General features: G+C 61.2%; 18 protein-coding genes and 1 pseudogene. 13 read left to right on the top strand and 6 right to left on the bottom strand.

Going from position 1 to position 18,059, the window contains the following annotated elements; translation table 11 throughout:
• Positions 1-80 precede the first annotated feature (80 nt).
• From BPHY_RS09890 to BPHY_RS09865, 6 genes are all read right to left on the bottom strand, one after another.
• Positions 81-317: a (2Fe-2S)-binding protein gene (locus BPHY_RS09890; RefSeq protein WP_012401333.1), complete on the bottom strand. Its 237-nt coding sequence runs from the start codon at positions 315-317 to the stop codon at positions 81-83.
• A gap of 237 nt (positions 318-554) precedes the next feature.
• The gene (murI, locus tag BPHY_RS09885; protein WP_012401332.1) at positions 555-1,466 is read right to left on the bottom strand and encodes a glutamate racemase; all 912 of its coding nucleotides are present in this window, start codon (positions 1,464-1,466) and stop codon (positions 555-557) included.
• A gap of 98 nt (positions 1,467-1,564) precedes the next feature.
• Positions 1,565-2,041, bottom strand: coding sequence for a bacterioferritin (gene bfr / locus BPHY_RS09880; RefSeq protein ID WP_012401331.1), 477 nt, complete (start codon positions 2,039-2,041; stop codon positions 1,565-1,567).
• Between the two features lie 173 nt (positions 2,042-2,214).
• Positions 2,215-3,738 (bottom strand): fumarate hydratase, encoded by a 1,524-nt coding sequence (locus BPHY_RS09875; protein WP_012401330.1) that lies wholly within the window; start codon positions 3,736-3,738, stop codon positions 2,215-2,217.
• Positions 3,739-3,795: 57 nt separating this feature from the next.
• Positions 3,796-4,413, bottom strand: coding sequence for a TIGR00645 family protein (locus BPHY_RS09870; protein WP_041763523.1), 618 nt, complete (start codon positions 4,411-4,413; stop codon positions 3,796-3,798).
• A 260-nt stretch (positions 4,414-4,673) separates the two neighbouring features.
• Positions 4,674-5,573, bottom strand: a complete 900-nt coding sequence (locus BPHY_RS09865) for a DMT family transporter (RefSeq protein WP_012401328.1) — start codon at positions 5,571-5,573, stop codon at positions 4,674-4,676.
• Between the two features lie 394 nt (positions 5,574-5,967).
• Here BPHY_RS09865 and acs point away from each other — a divergent pair, with 394 nt between their 5' ends.
• From acs to BPHY_RS44440, 13 genes and pseudogenes are all read left to right on the top strand, one after another.
• Complete coding sequence (acs, locus tag BPHY_RS09860) at positions 5,968-7,950, top strand: acetate--CoA ligase (RefSeq protein ID WP_012401327.1); 1,983 nt, start codon at positions 5,968-5,970, stop codon at positions 7,948-7,950.
• A gap of 167 nt (positions 7,951-8,117) precedes the next feature.
• Positions 8,118-8,483: a DUF4212 domain-containing protein gene (locus BPHY_RS09855; RefSeq protein ID WP_012401326.1), complete on the top strand. Its 366-nt coding sequence runs from the start codon at positions 8,118-8,120 to the stop codon at positions 8,481-8,483.
• Complete coding sequence (locus tag BPHY_RS09850; protein WP_012401325.1) at positions 8,480-10,498, top strand: sodium:solute symporter family protein; 2,019 nt, start codon at positions 8,480-8,482, stop codon at positions 10,496-10,498. Before BPHY_RS09855 ends, BPHY_RS09850 begins: the two co-directional genes overlap by 4 nt.
• A 345-nt stretch (positions 10,499-10,843) precedes the next feature.
• Entirely contained in the window at positions 10,844-11,071 is a 228-nt protein-coding gene (locus BPHY_RS09845; RefSeq protein ID WP_012401324.1) for a helix-turn-helix transcriptional regulator, read from the top strand.
• Between the two features lie 5 nt (positions 11,072-11,076).
• Positions 11,077-11,301 (top strand): hypothetical protein, encoded by a 225-nt coding sequence (locus BPHY_RS09840; protein WP_041763522.1) that lies wholly within the window; start codon positions 11,077-11,079, stop codon positions 11,299-11,301.
• Positions 11,294-11,680, top strand: a complete 387-nt coding sequence (locus tag BPHY_RS09835; RefSeq protein WP_157686535.1) for a hypothetical protein — start codon at positions 11,294-11,296, stop codon at positions 11,678-11,680. The genes BPHY_RS09840 and BPHY_RS09835 overlap by 8 nt, the downstream gene beginning before the upstream one ends.
• A 9-nt stretch (positions 11,681-11,689) precedes the next feature.
• Positions 11,690-12,019: a hypothetical protein gene (locus BPHY_RS38630; RefSeq protein WP_052306073.1), complete on the top strand. Its 330-nt coding sequence runs from the start codon at positions 11,690-11,692 to the stop codon at positions 12,017-12,019.
• A gap of 448 nt (positions 12,020-12,467) precedes the next feature.
• Positions 12,468-15,224, top strand: coding sequence for a type VI secretion system Vgr family protein (locus tag BPHY_RS09825; RefSeq protein WP_012401321.1), 2,757 nt, complete (start codon positions 12,468-12,470; stop codon positions 15,222-15,224).
• Positions 15,225-15,264: 40 nt separating this feature from the next.
• Positions 15,265-16,638, top strand: coding sequence for an N-acetylmuramidase family protein (locus BPHY_RS09820; protein WP_012401320.1), 1,374 nt, complete (start codon positions 15,265-15,267; stop codon positions 16,636-16,638).
• A 10-nt stretch (positions 16,639-16,648) separates the two neighbouring features.
• Positions 16,649-17,311, top strand: coding sequence for a hypothetical protein (locus BPHY_RS41690; RefSeq protein ID WP_157686534.1), 663 nt, complete (start codon positions 16,649-16,651; stop codon positions 17,309-17,311).
• Positions 17,308-17,442 carry a hypothetical protein gene (locus BPHY_RS43825; protein ID WP_279612532.1) on the top strand — a complete coding sequence of 45 codons (135 nt, stop codon included), beginning with the start codon at positions 17,308-17,310 and terminating at the stop codon, positions 17,440-17,442. The genes BPHY_RS41690 and BPHY_RS43825 overlap by 4 nt, the downstream gene beginning before the upstream one ends.
• The gene (locus tag BPHY_RS09815; protein ID WP_157686533.1) at positions 17,420-17,692 is read left to right on the top strand and encodes a PAAR domain-containing protein; all 273 of its coding nucleotides are present in this window, start codon (positions 17,420-17,422) and stop codon (positions 17,690-17,692) included. Before BPHY_RS43825 ends, BPHY_RS09815 begins: the two co-directional genes overlap by 23 nt.
• Positions 17,693-18,049 (top strand): annotated as a pseudogene (locus BPHY_RS44440) (zinc-ribbon domain-containing protein); the annotation flags it as partial. It lies immediately after the preceding gene.
• Positions 18,050-18,059 lie beyond the last annotated feature (10 nt).

Genomic DNA, 18,059 nt, shown 5'->3' with positions numbered 1-18,059 from the left:
CACAAAGAAAAACTGCGGCGCCCGAGACGGGCGCCATTTCGGACGCTACGTTCAAACGCGGGAAGGTCGGGAACGCGGAATCAGGCTGCCTTGCGTTCGAAGAAAGTCAGCGGCACAGCTTGCGTGTGATGCTCGACGCCGCATCGGCTCGCGCAGACGCCGCTTTGTGCCATTACGTCCCGCACGGACTCTTCGCATTTGCCGCAGCACATCGCGACGCCCAGCTCGAACTGCAGTTCGTCGAATGTGTGGATGCCTTCGGCAATCGACGCACGGATCTTTCGGTCGGAAACTGACTTGCACACGCAGACGATCATGACAGCTCGCGATAGCTAACGTTAATGCGAATTATTATCATTTTGTTTGACCGGTTTGGCAAGCGTCACAGCTACATTTTTGTAACAAAACCAGCCAGTTAGAAGGGTTTTAACCGGTGTGCGGAAGGGCCGCCGTGGCGCGTCGCCTTTGCCTGATGGGCGTTGCCGTCCCGTCTGCGCTTCAGGCGGCTTGTGCATCAAAACGACGCATCAAGCCGGCTTTGCGGGCAGGCGGCGTCAGGCGGCGTGGGGATCTCGTGCGATCGTGCGGCGCGAAGGGATATGTACGCGCTCGACAGGCGCGTCGATATTCAGCAATGTTTTGGCGAGCTGCTTCAGATGTGCGCCGTCGCTGGTCGAGCAAAAGCGCGGCGGCGGCACGGTATCGCGCTCCGGCGAGCGCAGCCCTTGCTGGTCGAGCACGCGTTCCAGTTGCCGGGCGATCGCGACGCTCGTGTCGATCAGCGTCAGCCGGTCACCGGCGATGTCGCGGATCGCTGCGTCCAGAAACGGGTAATGCGTGCAGCCGAGCACGAGCGTGTCGGCGCCCGCGTCGAGCATTGGCTGGACGTAGCTGACGAGCAGCGCGCGCAGTTCGGCCGATTCGATGTCGCAGCGCTCCACAGCTTCCACGAGGCCGTGTCCTGGCTGGCACAGGAAGCGGCAGTCGCTGGCGTAACGTTCAAGCAGGCCTTGGAAGCGCGCGCTGCGCAGCGTGACGCGGGTCGCGAGCACGCCTGCGACACGCGATTTCGACTGCTGCGCCGCGGGCTTTACACCCGGTTCGACGCCGATCAATTGAATGGGCAGTTTTTCTCGCACCAGCGCGATCGACTGCGCGGTCGCCGTATTGCACGCGACTACGAGCGCCTTCGCGCCTTGCGCGATGAGCCATTCGCCGATCGCGAGCGTGCGGTCGGCGATGAAATCGTCGTCGCGCTCACCATAGGGCGCGTAGAGCGAATCCGCGACGTAGACAATCGCTTCACTCGGCAGTTGCGAGCGAACCGCGCGCAGCACCGACAACCCGCCCAAACCCGAATCGAAAATGCCGACAGGCGCGCGCGGATCGAGCGAGACAAGCGCCGGCAATGAAGTGGACGAGGTGGAAATGGGGGGCGAAGCGGTCATGGTTTCAACGGAAGCCATATAAGAAAATCCGCGCAGCGCTGCCTGGAACGTTGCGCGGATCGGACCGCAGAAGTGTAGCAGGACTCGGGACGCTTCCTGCTGGCGGTTTGTCTTATTTATTCCGGTGAACCCATCGCCGATTGCTGGTAGTTCTGGATGCCGACCTTGTCGATCAGGTCGATCTGCGTTTCGAGCCAGTCGATATGTTCTTCGGTGTCGTCGAGAATCGTCGTGAAGATTTCGCGCGAGATGAAATCGCGCACCGACTCGCAATACGCGATCGCTTCTTTACACGTGCTTTGCGAAGTCTGTTCGAGTTTCAGATCGCATTCGAGAATCTCTTTGGTTTCTTCCCCGATCAGCAGCTTGTGGAGATCTTGCAGATTCGGCAAGCCATCGAGCATGAACACGCGCTCGATCAGCATGTCGGCGTGCTTCATTTCACCGATCGATTCGTCGTACTCATGCTTGCCGAGCTTTTCGAGACCCCAGTGCTTATACATCCGCGCATGCAGAAAGTACTGGTTGATCGCGGTCAGTTCGTTCTTCAACTGGGCGTTCAGGTATTCGATGACTTTTTTATCGCCTTGCATGGTCTTTCCTCTTCAAGAACCGGGTTTGCCAACAACAATAAACGCCTGAAAACGAATTGCCAAGGACGGATATGGTTGTTGAGAATCATTCGCGCAATTTAATTTGCATTTCGCGCGAACAATAAAAAAAGCCGGGACTATCACGTCCCGGCTTCGCTAAACAAACAAAATCGTTAAGCCGTCGCGACGGGAATCTTGCCGATCTTCGCCTGCCATTCCTTCGGTCCCGTCTGGTGAACCGAGGTGCCGTTCGAATCGACGGCGACCGTCACAGGCATGTCCTGTACGTCGAATTCATAGATGGCTTCCATGCCGAGGTCCTCGAATGCAAGCACCTTCGCGCTGCGGATCGCCTTCGACACGAGGTACGCCGCACCGCCGACGGCCATCAGATACGCAGCCTTGTGCTTCCTGATCGCCTCGATCGCGACGGGGCCGCGCTCGGCCTTGCCGATCATCGAGATCAGCCCCGTTTGCGCGAGCATCGTTTCCGTGAACTTGTCCATGCGCGTGGCCGTCGTCGGGCCGGCCGGGCCGACGGCTTCATCGCGCACCGGGTCGACCGGGCCGACGTAATAGATCACGCGGTTCGTGAAGTCGACGGGCAGCTTTTCGCCCTTGGCGAGCATGTCGGCGATGCGCTTGTGCGCGGCGTCGCGGCCCGTCAGCATCTTGCCCGACAGCAAGAGCGTCTGGCCCGGCGTCCACGATGCGACTTCTTCCGGCGTCAGCGTGTTCAGGTCGATGCGCTTGCTGGTTTCCGTGTTCGGTTGCCACGTGACCTTCGGCCATGCGTCGAGCGGCGGCGGCGTGAGCTTCGCGACGCCCGAGCCGTCGAGCGTGAAGTGCGCGTGGCGCGTGGCCGCGCAGTTCGGGATGATTGCGACCGGCTTCGATGCCGCGTGCGTCGGCGCTGCCATGATCTTCACGTCGAGCACCGTCGCGAGACCGCCCAAGCCCTGCGCGCCGATACCGAGCGCGTTGACTTTCTCGTGCAGTTCCACACGCAGTTCTTCGATCCAGTCCTTCGGGCCGCGAGCGATGACGTCCTGAATGTCGATCGGGTCCATCAGCGATTCCTTCGCCATGACCATCGCCTTTTCAGCCGTGCCGCCGATGCCGATGCCGAGCATGCCGGGCGGGCACCAGCCCGCGCCCATCGTCGGCACGGTCTTCAGGATCCAGTCAACGATCGAATCCGACGGGTTCAGCATCGCGAACTTCGACTTGTTCTCCGAGCCGCCGCCCTTCGCCGCGACCTGCACGTCGACCTTGTCGCCCGGCACGATCTCGTAGTGGATCACGGCGGGGGTGTTGTCCTTCGTGTTCTTGCGGCCGCCTTCGGGCGGGCTCACGATCGACGCGCGCAGCACGTTGTCCGGGTTCAGATAACCGCGTCGCACGCCTTCGTTGATCATGTCGGTGACCGACATCGTCGCGCCATCCCAGCGCACGTCCATGCCGACCTTCACGAATACCGTGACGATGCCCGTGTCCTGGCAGATCGGGCGCTTGCCTTCCGCGCACATACGGCTGTTCGTCAGGATCTGCGCGATGGCGTCCTTGGCGGCGGGGCTTTCTTCGAGCTCGTATGCGCGGCCGAGCGCCTCGATGTAATCGAGCGGATGGTAGTAGCTGATGTATTGCAGGGAGTCCGCAATACTCTGGATCAGGTCTTCCTGTTTGATGACGGTCATGGCTAGCTCAGTGGGGCAGGGTGGCGGTGTGATGCGGCTGCTTGACGACGCGGCCGCTCACGCGCCTTCAGGGGAGTTGTAAATCGTTGTAGGGGCACCGGACGCGGCTGCGCCCCGCACGGCGGGCTCGTGAAAATGCGCCGGATGCGTGTGTGTGGTCAGCCGGTCGACGAGCGCCATCACCACCGCGGACACGAGGAACGCGACGTGGATGATGACCTGCCACATCACGGCATGTTGCGTGTGCTGGTCCGGGTTGATGAAGGTCTTGAGCAGATGGATCGACGAGATGCTGATGAGCGCCATCGACAGCTTCACCTTCAGCACGCCCGCATTCACGTGATCGAGCCATTCGGGCTCGTCGGGATGGCCTTCGACGCCCAGGCGCGAGACAAAGGTTTCATACCCGCCGACGATCACCATGATCAGCAGGTTCGAGATCATCACGACGTCGATCAGGCCAAGTACGACGAGCATGATGTTGGTTTCGTCGAGCGTCATCGAGTGCGACACGAGGTGCCACACTTCCTTGAGGAACAGCACGACGTACACGGCTTGCGCGACGATCAGGCCGAGATAGAGCGGCACCTGCAGCCAGCGGCTCATAAAGATCACGGAAGGCAGCAGACGCATGCGGCGTCGGTTGCCAGGCGAGGCGGGGCGCGGAACGGTCATGAGTGGTCGGCGTAGTGTTGGCGCTTCGTGGCGATACTGGGTGATAACGGAAAATCGAACGGAAAAAGGGGGCACGGCGGCGCTCGCATCGACGGCGTATCACGCGCAAAGCGGAACAGCCGACGATCGACGATCCGGCGGCGCGGATGAAACCGGCCGGCGGAGCGCGCTGGGCGCGTTATTGTACAGCGTGATCCGCGACAGCCGCGCCGAACCGCGCAGCGCGGCGCGAACAGGCGCGGCCGCGCTTGGCCGGCAAGCTAGGACGCCACGGGCGGCACGCGCCGCGCCTTGAGGCTGGCGAGCGCGATGCCCGCGATCACGCAGGCGAGCGCAGCGCCATGCGCGAGCGTCGGCCGTTCGTCGAGAAAGACGATTCCGTAGACGGCGGCCGCGACGGGCAGCACCGCGCTGAACACGCCCGCGAGGCTGCCGGGCACATGGCGGATGCCCTTCATCCAGAGCCAGAACGAAAAGATGCTCGCCGACAGTCCGTACCACAGCACGAGCGTCCATATGCTGACGGGCACGCTCGCATAGTCGAAGACGACCAATGACGACACGCCGAGCGGCAGCATGAGCAGCAGACCGAACAGATGCGTGTATGCGCAGATATCGATGGGCGCGAGTGTCTGCGTGAGACGGCGCGACAGAATGATGTAGAGCGATTCGCAGCAGACGGCGCCGAGCACCATCAGGTTGCCGGCGAACGAGCTTTCGCTGGATGCGCCACTACCCCGTTCAGCATGCGCGAGATTGATCACGACGACGCCGAGGATCGCGAGGGCAATCGACGCGAGCGCGCGTCCGTCGGGTCGTTCCTTGAGGAAGAGCCATGAGAACAGCGCGACGACGGCAGGTATGGTGCTCGTGATGACGCCCGCCGCAACGGCGCTCGTGCGATGCACGCCGTTGAGCATCAGCAGCGTAAACCCGAATGTGCCGAAGAGCGCCTGCAGGAAGAGATTCATCCATTCGCCCTTCCTCACGCGCCGCAGCTTGCCGATGCGCAAGAGCGGCCACAGCGCGGCCATGGCGATCACGAAGCGCAACAGGGCGAAGAGCGGAACGGGAACGAACGCGACAATCGACTTGCCGATACCGACGTTGCTGCCGACGAGCAGCATCGCGGCGATCAGAAACAGGGAGTAGCGGTTCAACTGGAATCCGGACGGCTAGTTCAGTTAGCATTGTAAAAGGGCGCTAAAGACGGTGCAAAGCGGGAGAGGTCATCAGCACGCATCGGGCAACCGGGCGCAAGCCTTGCGGCATGCTTGCATGCCCCGCTTCACCGCGACGCGTGGATACCTGGTGTTTTCGCCTATAAAGCAGTCGGCGGGCACGTAAGTACGCGGTAAGTTGCAACGCTTATCGTGGGAACTGATCGAAGCTGTTGAGTGCTCGTGACATTGAGCACGAGGGTGGGAGACACGCCGCAGGCAAACTCGAGCGGCGCCACTTACACGACACGGAGCGACGCGCTGCGCCAGCCAAGGCCTGCATCGCGAGCGCACCGGCAAGAATTGACGTTTCATCTTCACCAAGGGGTTGTCGATGTCTGCGATTGAATCGGTTCTTCAAGAACGCCGCGTGTTTCAGCCTTCGGCCGAAGTGGCGGCACAGGCGACTGTGTCCGGCATGGACGCATACAAGGCGCTCGTCGCCGAGGCGGAGCGCGATTACGAAGGCTTCTGGGGCAGGCTGGCGCGCGAGACGCTCAGCTGGAACAAGCCTTTCACGAAGGTGCTCGACGAATCGAACGCACCTTTCTACAAGTGGTACGACGATGGCGAGCTGAACGCGTCGTACAACAGCATCGACCGGCATGTCGAAGCGGGTAACGGCGAGCGCGTCGCGATCATCTTCGAAGCCGACGACGGCACCATCACCAACGTCACATACAACGACCTGCTGCAACGGGTGTCACGCTTCGCGAATGCGCTGAAGCAACGTGGCATCAAGAAGGGCGATCGCGTCGTCATCTATATGCCGATGTCGGTCGAAGGCATTGTCGCGATGCAGGCGTGCGCGCGGATCGGCGCAACGCACTCGGTGGTGTTCGGCGGCTTTTCTTCGAAGTCGCTGAACGAGCGTCTGGTCGACGTGGGCGCGGTTGCGCTGGTCACGTCGGACGAACAGATGCGCGGCGGCAAGGCACTGCCGCTGAAGAACATCGCCGACGAAGCGCTCGCGATGGGCGGCTGCGAGGCCGTGAAAAGCGTGATCGTCTATCAGCGCACGGGCGGCAAGATCGGCTGGGACGACAAGCGCGACCTGTGGATGCACGAGATCACTGCGAGCGAGTCGGATCACTGCCCGCCCGAGTGGGTCGGCGCCGAGCATCCGCTCTTCATCCTCTACACGTCGGGGTCGACGGGCAAACCGAAAGGCGTGCAGCACAGCACGGGCGGCTATCTGTTGTGGGCCGCCCAGACGATGAAGTGGACCTTCGACTGGAAGCCGACGGATGTCTTCTGGTGCACGGCCGACATCGGCTGGGTCACGGGCCACAGCTACATCACGTATGGTCCGCTCACGCTGGGTGGCACACAGGTCGTGTTCGAAGGCGTGCCGACCTATCCGAACGCGGGGCGCTTCTGGGACATGATCCAGAAGCACAAGGTCACCGTGTTCTACACCGCGCCGACGGCGATCCGCTCGCTCATCAAGGCCGCGGAGGCCGACCCGAAAGTGCATCCGAAGAGCTACGACCTGTCCACCTTGCGCATCATCGGCACGGTCGGCGAGCCGATCAATCCGGAAGCGTGGGTGTGGTACTACGAAAACGTGGGCGGCTCGCGCTGCCCGATCGTCGATACGTGGTGGCAGACGGAAACGGGCGGCCACATGATCACGCCGCTGCCGGGCGCGACGCCGCTCGTCCCGGGTTCGTGCACGCTGCCGCTGCCGGGCATCATGGCGGCAGTGGTCGATGAGACCGGTCAGGACGTGCCGAACGGGCAGGGCGGCATTCTCGTCGTCAAGCGTCCGTGGCCATCGATGATCCGCACGATCTGGGGCGACCCCGAGCGTTACAAGAAGAGCTACTTCCCGGAAGAACTGGGCGGCACGCTGTATCTCGCAGGCGACGGCTCGGTGCGCGACAAGGAGACCGGCTACTTCACGATCATGGGCCGTATCGACGACGTGCTGAACGTGTCGGGCCACCGTCTCGGCACGATGGAGATCGAGTCGGCGCTGGTCGCGAATCCGCTCGTCGCGGAAGCCGCCGTGGTAGGCCGTCCCGACGACACCACGGGCGAAGCCGTGTGCGCGTTCGTGGTGCTCAAGCGCGCGCGTCCCGAAGGCGAAGAGGCCGCGAAGATCGCGGCCGATCTGCGCAACTGGGTCGGCAAGGAAATCGGCCCGATCGCGAAGCCGAAGGACATCCGTTTCGGCGACAACCTGCCAAAGACGCGTTCGGGCAAGATCATGCGCCGTCTGCTGCGCTCGCTCGCGAAGGGCGAGGAGATCACGCAGGACGTCTCGACGCTCGAGAATCCGGCGATTCTCGATCAACTGGGCGAGTCGCGCTGAACGTAAGTACGGCCTGAAGGTGAGTAGAAGAATGAGCGGCGCATCTCCTGCGGATGCGCCGTTTTTCATGGAGCGCCACGCCGCTTTGTAGGGCGTTCGAGCCGCGAGCAGTTCGTTGCGCGGACAACCCCGATTGCCGATGCCACACGTTTTTGATAAATAGGCGCATGGCCGCGCCACACGACATTTCACGACACACGATCAATCCCATGCCCGAACCGCCGCCCGTCACGGAGGCGATGGCGCGCGCGCACGCGCGTTACTGGCGCTTCAATGTCGCGTTGATTGCAGCGTTGATGCTGATCGGCTTTTTCGTCTCGTTCGTCGTGCCGCTGATCGCGCGCAGCCTTGTCCAGGTGCGCTTCGCGGGCTTCAGCCTGCCGTTCTACATGGGCGCGCAGGGTGCGATCGTCGTGTACCTGGTGCTGATCGTCGTATATATCCTGCTGATGCAACGCGCGGACGCGACGCTTCAACGCGTGCTCGAAGCCGGCGCGCAGGACGACCTCGCCGGGCGTACAGCCGACCGATGAAACTCGCGCATCGGCTCATCCGTTCGTATTCGTTTTACACGCTTGGCTTTTTCGCGTTCATCTATCTGCTCTGGCGCATCGAGGCGGCGAGCGGGCCGGGCATGTGGATCGGCTACGTGTTCCTGTTCGTGCCGATCGCCGTGTATGCGGTGATCGGGCTGCTGTCGCGCACCTCCGATCTCGTCGAATACTATGTGGCGGGGCGGCGCGTGCCGTCCGCGTTCAATGGCATGGCGACCGCGGCGGACTGGCTGTCGGCGGCGTCGTTCATCGGGCTCGCGGGCAGTCTGTATGCGACGGGCTACGACGGTCTCGCCTACACGATGGGCTGGACGGGCGGCTACTGCCTCGTCGCGTTTCTGCTCGCGCCCTATGTGCGCAAGCTCGCGCGCTACACGATTCCCGACTTCCTCGGCACGCGCTTTTCGAGCAATGCTGTGCGCGGCCTCGCCGCGCTGTCTGCGATCCTGTGTTCGTTCGTCTATCTCGTTGCGCAGATCCAGGGGGTCGGTCTGATCGCGACGCGCTTCATCGGCGTCGACTTTGCGATCGGCATCTTCTGCGGGCTCGCGGGCATTCTCGTGTGCTCGTTCCTTGGCGGCATGCGCGCGGTGACGTGGACGCAGGTCGCGCAGTACATCATCCTGATCGTGGCGTTTCTGATTCCTGTGTCGATGATTGCGCACAAGGACGGCCTCGGCTGGGTCCCGCAACTGAGCTATGGGCGGTTGATGGAACGCATCGAACCGCTCGAGCGCAGCGTGCGCGATGCGCCGTCGGAGCAGGCGGTGCGCGACGATTATCGGATGCGCGCCGCGTTGATGCAGACACAGATCGACAGCCTGCCGCAGTCGTTCATCGACGAGAAGAGCCGCCTGACCGAGCAGCTGGACGATTTGCGGCGGCATAACGGACCGCTGCGCGAGATCGCCGATCTCCAGCGCCGCATCGCGCGCTTTCCGCGCGATGCGGCGACGGCGCAGATCGTGTGGGCGCAGCAGCGCGACGAGATGATGCAGCGCGCGGCGCAGCCTGTGCCGATGCACGAGCCGTTTCCCGCCGCGAACGAAGACGAGCGCCAGTTGCACCAGCGCAACTTTCTTTCGTTGCTGCTGTGTTTGTCGCTCGGGACGGCGAGCCTGCCGCATATCCTCACGCGCTATAACACGACGACGTCGGTGGCGTCGGCGCGGCGCTCGGTCGGCTGGACGCTGTTCTTCGTCGCGCTGTTCTATCTGACGGTGCCCGTGCTGGCGGTGCTGATCAAGTACGAGGTTCTGTCGAATCTGGTTGGGCATCGCTTTTCCGAACTTCCGCAATGGGTGATGCAATGGCGGCGCGTGGAGCCGTACCTGATCGGTATCGCCGATGTGAACGGCGATGGCATCGTGCGCTGGAGCGAGATCCAGATGCAGCCTGACATGGTCGTGTTGGCCGCGCCTGAGATAGCGGGGCTGCCGTATGTGATGTCTGGGCTGATTGCGGCGGGCGCGCTGGCGGCGGCGCTATCGACAGCCGATGGGCTGCTGCTCACCATCGCCAACGCGCTCTCGCACGATGTGTACTACCACATGGTCGACCCCGAGGCGTCGAGTCAGAAGCGGGTGACGGTCTCGAAGATTCTGCTGCTCGGGGTCGCGCTGCTGGCGTCATACGTGGCGTCGCTGAATGCGGGGAACATCCTGTTTCTGGTGGGCGCGGCGTTTTCGCTGGCGGCGTCGAGCCTCTTTCCCGTGCTCGTGCTCGGTGTGTTCTGGAAGCGCACGACGCGCCTTGGCGCGGTGGCGGGGATGGTGGCAGGACTGCTTGTGTGCATCTGGTACATCGTGTCGACGTATCCGTTCTTCACGCAGTTGACGGGCTTCGTCGGGCCGCGCTGGTTCGGCATCGAGCCGATCAGTTCGGGTGTGTTCGGCGTGCCGGCGGGATTTCTGGTAGCGGTGCTGGCGAGTCTCGTCGACCGGAAACCGGATGCGTATACGCGGGCGCTCGTGGACTATATCCGGCATCCGTGAGGGGCGTGGGGCGGACAGAGGGGCCGCCTGGAACCCTGCCAAAAGAATCCGCCGTTTTCCGCGAACCCCAATACTGGCGTGCATTATGCCAATCTGGCACGCCATAACCTAGCTTTCCAATCCGCGCGAATCCGCTATATTTTTGTGGGTCGCGATAACGCGGACCGCCGCAATTACGGCGCGCGCTTTTTGCCGTGTTGGCGGCGGCCACCGCAATTGCGGTGCGGCCTTTTCGCAGCCCTCACAGGGTCCGCCGCAACTGCGTTGCATTTCCTGTCGCTTCGCGATTGACTTCAAGCCATGCCGCGCCATCCCGGCGCGCACCTTACCCCACCGAGGTGAGACATGGCAGACAAAACCATCCCCGTTCTTATCCCGCGTCGCCGCATGAGCGAGCTTTGCGGCTTGCAGAGAAGCGCGACTTATCAGCGCGTTTCTGATGGTACGTTTCCGAAGCCGGTCACCATCGGTAGCGCGGCGGTGCGCTGGGTCGAGAGCGAAGTCATAAGCTGGGTGCAGCGTCAGATAGATGAGAGCCGCAATCCCGGCGCGAACAAGTCCAAAAAGGAGTGAGGGCCATGTTGACGACTCACGAAGTCATGCGCCTTCTCTACCTTCGCGGCGGCGAGTTCAGCGAAGAGGCCCGCGCCTGGCTCTCCGGCGTGGATGACGACAACGACGCCCTGGGCTGCATCGCGGACACGCTTGACGAACTCGACGACGGCGAGATCGACGAGCAGACGGCGTTCAGGAAAATCACGTCCATCGTCAAGACGCGTGCGAGCGATGATGACGATGACTGATCTTGACAGCTACCGCGCCACGCACGCGCGTGCGCTCGGCTTTATCAACGACTGGCGACCGCATGCGAAAACACGCGCACTTCAAAAACCGCCGCCAGCCATCGCAACAAATGGTGTAGAACGTCCGGTATCGGCAACAGGCGCGCGAGCGCAAGCGGAGGCCGGTATGGACGAATGGCTGGCGGGATATCGCACTTTCGAACGCATCCGCAACGATATCGAAACAGGGTTGATTCACTGGGTTGAGCGGGATGATTTGCGCTGTCCTTTCCGGTGGCGACAGTCTGAAGGGCGCGTGGACGACGACGAGAGCGACGATTGGGACGAGGCTGGCGACTGTCCCGCCAGCACGCCGCGCATCTGTAATCGAGGCAAGTAGACGGGGCACATGGTGAAGGGGTTCAGGACAGGCGGACGGGTTGCCGGGACGCCAAACCGCACCACCACCGAGATTCGCGCGCTGGCGGGCCAGTACGGCGGCGAGGCCGTGGCGCGCCTGGTGGACCTGATGCGCCACGCCGAGAACGAGGCGACGCGGCTGGCGGCGGTGCGCGAACTGCTGGACAGGGGCTTCGGCAAGGCGGTCCGGCATGCCGAGGTGAGCGCCGAGGTCAACACGACGCCGCGCAGCGTGCGCGAAATGTCCGACGAGGAATTGCTGGCGATCCTTCAGGAGGGACGCGCAGAGGGAGCGCGGACGCATAGCCGGGGCCAGTAACGACGTGCGCCATACTGAGATTGTCGCGTTCACAGCGCGGCCCCGGATTGGCGTCCGGGAATGTCGTAGGCGGGCAACCGCCGGTTGGCGGTTTTTTTACGCCCGTACATCAAGAGCCTATGGTCGGGCCTTGGTGAGGGAGCGCTTGCGCTCGCCGGTATTGAGCGTGCCTTAGGATTTTGCGCCGCACGTTCACCTGAATCTCCGCCAGCCGTCCGTAGCAGTGGCAGTGTCAATTTTCGTTAAACGTGCATCTCAAAAATTGCATCCGTCCCCCTTCGAGGGTAGAACTGGGCGGTCAACGGTTGCGCGCGCAACGTGGCGAATCGTCTGGCCCACGGCCACGGAGCTGTCTTTGGGACGGCGCGGCCTGATCGCCCGGTGGCCGCCGCGTATGGCGTGCGCGAAGTCTGCCGATCTTCTTTCCTGATTCACCACGGAGCACCGCATGTCATGGCTTGACCAACCCCGTACGCTGGAGATAGTCAGCGCGGGCCTGCCGAAGTGGCAGGATGAATGCCTCTTCACGGTATCGCGCCTGACCGGCACCGAAAAGCTCGGCAGGCTCTACGACTACACCGTCGAGATTGCGACGAAGGACGATATCGGCCTGACCGTGCATGAGGCAAGAGCCATGGTCAAGGTGGACGAACTGGTCGGCAAGCAGGTGACGGTGAAGATCGCCACCGAGGGTAGCGGCACCTACGAGACGGGAACAATCGGCGTGTCCCCGTCGATCAATATCGGCGCGGGCGTGCGCGAGATCACCGGCCTGATCGTCTCGGCGCAGTGCGTCGGCTCGGATACGCGGCGGGCGTTCTACCGCTTGAGGATTCGCCCATGGCTCTTTTTAGCGACCCTCAACCAGGACTCAAGAATCTTCCAGGACCTCACGGTCAAGGAAATCTCCGAAACGATCCTGAAAAAGTATCCGTTTCACTATGAACTGCGCCTGGCCGGCCCCGGCTTTGGCCGGCAGTATCCGAAGCGCGACTACCAGCGCATGTACTGGGAGAGCGACTGGGGCTATCTCAATCGCCTGTGGCAGGAATGGGGCATCACGTTCTTCTACGATGGCCCGACGCTCGTGCTGTGCGATTCGACCGCCGCCTACAAGAAGCACGGCCCCGCGTATGCAACGCTGCAATACCAGGACCGCGACGGCCAGCGCATCGATGAGGAACATGTATACCAGTTCGAGATCGCACGCGCCCTGACCACGGGCAAGGTCAGCGTCACCGACTACGACTACACGCAGTCGCGCGCGAATCTCGCCGCGAAGGATTCGGACTACCGCGAGCGCGCGAACGACAACATCGAGCACTACGCCTGGGGCGACTACTCGCAGCCGCTGGCCGGGGCGATGGGGACCGCCGCGCAGCCCAATGAGGTGGACTTCGAGGGCGAGCACCTGGCACGCGTGCGGCTGGAAGCAAAACGGGCGAAGAGTCTGCGCGGCAAGGGGCGCGGCAACATGCGCGGGCTGAGGGTGGGCTATACGTTCCACCTGGAAGGCTATCCGCTCGCACCGGGCAATGGCGAATACCTGGTCGTCGCGACGAAGATCGAGATCGTCAACAACGACACGGTGACGAACCGGGGTGCGCTGCAACGTCAGTACACGTGCGACACGCAGTTCACGGTGCAGCCCGCCAATACGTATTTCCGCACGCCGCAGAAGGCGAAAAAACCGCGCTCGCACGGCGAGGTGGCGATTGTGACGGGCTATTCGGATTCAAAAATCTGGACCGACAGGTATGGCCGCGCGAAGGTCTGGTTCCCGTGGGATCGCGAGGGCCAGCAGGACCAGGACTCAAGCTGCTGGGTGCGGGTGTCGTCGCCATGGCAGGGTGCGAACTACGGCGCGATCTACATTCCGCGCGCGGGCCACGAGGTGGTGATCGGGTATCAGGACAATGATCCGGACAAGCCGTATATCGCGGGACGGCACGTGAACCAGTTCCACGAACCGCCGTGGCCGCTGCCCGCGAACCAGGCGCTTTCGGGCTGGCTGAGCGAGGACCTGGAGGGGCCAACGACCAACAGCGTTGTCACCGACGATACACCGGGCAAGCTCCAGGTGCAGGTGGCAAGCGACCACGCGCAGTCGCGTCTGGTGCTGGGCAGCAACACGCGCATCGACCGGCACCAGGGCCGCAGCGAGGCACGTGGCGAGGGGTTCGAACTGGCGACCGAGGCGCATGGCGTGGCGCGCGCAAACCGGGGCCTGCTGCTGACGACCGAGACGCGCGCTGGCGCGGGTGCGCCCGTAAAGGACATGGGCGAGACGGTGCAGCGGCTCACGCAGGCGCGCGAACTGCACGAGGACATGGCGCAGTTCGCCAGGCGGCACAAGGCGCAGGACGCGCAGGTGAGCCAGGGCGACGCAGCGGCGGGCATGAAGGCGCAGAACGACGCGATCAAGGGCGGCGCGAAAAGCACCGCGAACCCGTCGCCGGAGATGACGCGGCCCGACCTCGTACTGGCGAGCGCGGCGGGCATCGCAGCGACCGCCAGCGACAGCATGCATCTGCACAGCCAGAACGATCACGCGATCACGGCGGGCCGCGACGTGAGCATTGCGTCGGGCCGCTCGTGGCTGGCGTCGGTGCGGGGTGCCCTCTCGTTCGTGACAGGGCTTGGCATCCGCCTGTTTGCGGCGAAGGGCAAGGTCGAGATTCAGGCCCAAGGTGACGCAATGGCGCTGGCGGCCCTGAAGGACCTCACGATCAGCAGCACGAACGGAAAAATCATTATCACCGCCGCGAAGGAAATCTGGATTGGTGCGGGTGGCTCGTATATCCAGATCAACGGTAGCGGCATTGTGAACGGCTCGCCGGGACCGATTCTGGAGAAGGGGGCGAAGTGGAGTAAGTCGGGGGCGGCTTCAAAGCGCTTACCGTTGCCGCCAATGCCCATCATGTCACTGATGCAGAGCCCTGCTGAGTTGTATTTGCAGAAGTTTGATGTCGGTACGATCGCTGAAAACCAGGGAGATGGACTTACCGTCGCCAACCAGCCGTATCGCATCTATCTGCCGGATGGCACGCTCAAGCAACAAGGCATGCTGACCGATGGTGCAACGTTGATCGTCAGCACGGCAGAAGCGGTGAAGGTCAGGTGTGAGATCGGGGCGGGAGATTGGGGCGTGGTCGAAGACGCTTACGACCACCACGAACTGGAAGATGACTCCGCGCAGGCTTGAAACGGGCTTGCTCTTTAAAATGATTTGTGAAAGGTAATTGATGGCTCATCCGCATCACACACAGCATCCGGCAGGGCCTAAGGCTCCGCCGTCACCCTACGTCGAAGTGACTTTCCTGTTTAGGGATACGCTGCAAAAACCAATTGAAGGGCTCACCGTTCAGATTAAGGCGGGTGCGGGCGCTCCGCAAGCGCCCGCATGGAAACTTGGACCAGACGGTGATGATCCGCCTGCTACAGATCCGGCGTCGGCCCCCGCAGCGAATCCTTCCGTGCCGATGGTGGATAACAAGGCAGATGCGCTAGTAACGGACAAGGACGGCTACGCCCTGACGATCCAGAACGCTGCGCGCAACCAGCCGATTGATGTGCTGGTGAAGAACCAACGTGGCGAGTACGTGTGGAAGGCGACCGTGACGCCGAAAAAGGACATCAGCGCATTCACGATTGTCAGTCCAGAGTACCACCTGGAAGCGACGACGAAGCTGACGCCCACAGAAGAGTTGCAGCAGAACCTCGACCTACCGGTTGTTCAGCAAGGCGAGGTTATGACCATTGCGCGTCTGGTTCACGACTTCGGGCCGTATATTGGCTGGTCGCAGAAAGTTACCGAGCAGGGTCGCGTGAAGAAGGATTTTCCCGAGAAAAAGAAGGACGTGACGGAAGATCCTGTAACCCATAAAAAGAAAACGAAGATTACCATTGAACACCATTACAAAGTTGTCGATACCGGCAAGCCTCAAACGGTCGCGCTCAATGTGCTTGGGTCCAGGCTTAGTTATCCGAAATCAATACTATTGACGGATGACCACTTCAGTTATTTGGCAAATTCGCTTGGCTGTGAGGCCGCAGCTATTAAGGCGCTATCAAAACAGGAAACTGTCGGCAAAGGGATGTGGCAGCCGGATCATGGATTTGATAAAAATGGCTTGCCACGAATTCTATATGAGCGGCATAAATTTTACGCTTATACTATGCCTGATACGAATAAAAATAGTAAAAATAAACCAGTAAGCCCCTACGCAAAAAAATATCCGGACATCTGTAATCCGGCATCAGGTGGATTCGGAAAGGAGGGGTTGCATCAATACGAAAGATTCTGCCGTGCGGCAAGCTTGGATATGGAAGCCGCTGCTAAGTCGAGTTCGTGGGGCGCGTTTCAAATACTTGGTGAAGCTTACGATGGATGTGGATTTTCTTCTGCTGTGGATTTTGCAAACCAGCACATGAAAGGAATAGATGAGCAGGTAAAAGTTTTTGAGGCTTTCATGAAGAATGTGAAACCACAAGCTGTTAAGGCTTTAAAGGACAAGAAGTGGGAAGATGTTGCAACTTATTACAACGGCGGGAACTGGCGCAAGAAGAATCCAGACTATGCAAAGAATTTAGGGGATTTCTATGCGTCGTTTAAATGAATTCATTACCATGATTGTCGCCGCTTTGTCATTTTCGGGTGCGACTAATGCCGCTGATCTGTTGATTTTTGATTCTCCAAATATGATTATGTTAAAAGATCGGGGGGAGGTGATTGGCTATTACGGTTCGGTCGAGGGTGACAAGAATTGTGAATTCTTTTTCTATCGGGCTATGAAGTCTTCAGTCAAGGAAGGAGAGTATTCTGGTGCTGGCATAAATTCGTTCTCCTTTACCTTCCCCCCTAAATCATATCGATACAAGGATCGAGATGGTCGCTTTGATTCGGCAGGGGATGTGTATAGCCTGCACGACCAGCGGATCGTCCGCATTGACAATCCTGCACCAGGATGCGTCGGCTGGGCAGTTGGTTCGTTTGGAAAGAGGCCAAGCGACAAAGATGTTGTTCGCTATACTGTCGAGAATAAGATTGAAGCAATTGGTATTCGCGCAATTTCTAAAAAATCAGTCTTCTATAAAAGAATCGGCTCACGCTTTGATAGCACGCGGGCGTATCTAGTGACCGGGGATGTGGTGGTCGTTCTAAAGACTTCGAGCAATTATTCCTATGTACGCTATACGAATCCTGATTCGGCCTCAGAAGGGCGAGTCACAACCGGCTGGGTCCGTTCCGCTGACCTTGTAGACCCGTTTCCACCAGCGAATAAACAATGATCAATCTCATCCGTCTCGGTGACACCAACGACCACTGCGGCAAAATCATCATCCCGTCAGGCTGCGCAAGGGTGGTCGGAACGAATGAACTGGAAGGGAAAGAAAAGTATGGGCAAGGCACTCGTATGTAACCGCGACGAAACGACGACGGGCGGACATGTGATCGCGAAGGCATCCACGATGTTCGACGGCGAGCGGCGCATCGCCCTTGACCGGGAAATGGCGACCTGTGGCAGGTGTCCGGGCGAGCATCCGATTCAAGGTACGGGAACGGAGATGGACGAGGACGGGCGCGCGAGCGTACTCGACGGCGACCAGGTGCTCTGTCCATGCGGGGCCAATCATGTCAAGGCAAGTCCCGATGCGGGATGTTCGACCTGAATGTCTGCCCCATTGACGCTGGACGATATGCAACGGCTGGCCGCTCGCCACGGTGGGCGGTGCATATCGACCGACTACCGGAATATCCATACGGAACTCCGCTGGCGATGTGTGCGGGGCCACGAGTGGGAGGCGACACCATTTAGTGTGCGTCAGGGCAAGTGGTGTGCGACTTGCGCCCACGACGAACATAGCGCGGTCTGGCTCCCTGCAATGCACACACTCGCTCGTGAACGCGGCGGCAAATGCCTTTCCGAAACCTACGTGAACAGCCGCACAAAACTGTGGTGGGAATGTCATCAAGGCCACACGTGGGAGGCCACGCCCGCCAGCATACGTGTGGCCGGGGCGTGGTGTCCGGCGTGTG

Source organism: Paraburkholderia phymatum STM815 (assembly GCF_000020045.1).
Lineage (GTDB): Bacteria > Pseudomonadota > Gammaproteobacteria > Burkholderiales > Burkholderiaceae > Paraburkholderia > Paraburkholderia phymatum.
Note: the sequence above shows the minus strand (reverse complement) of the source record. Positions and strands in the feature narration are given on the sequence as shown.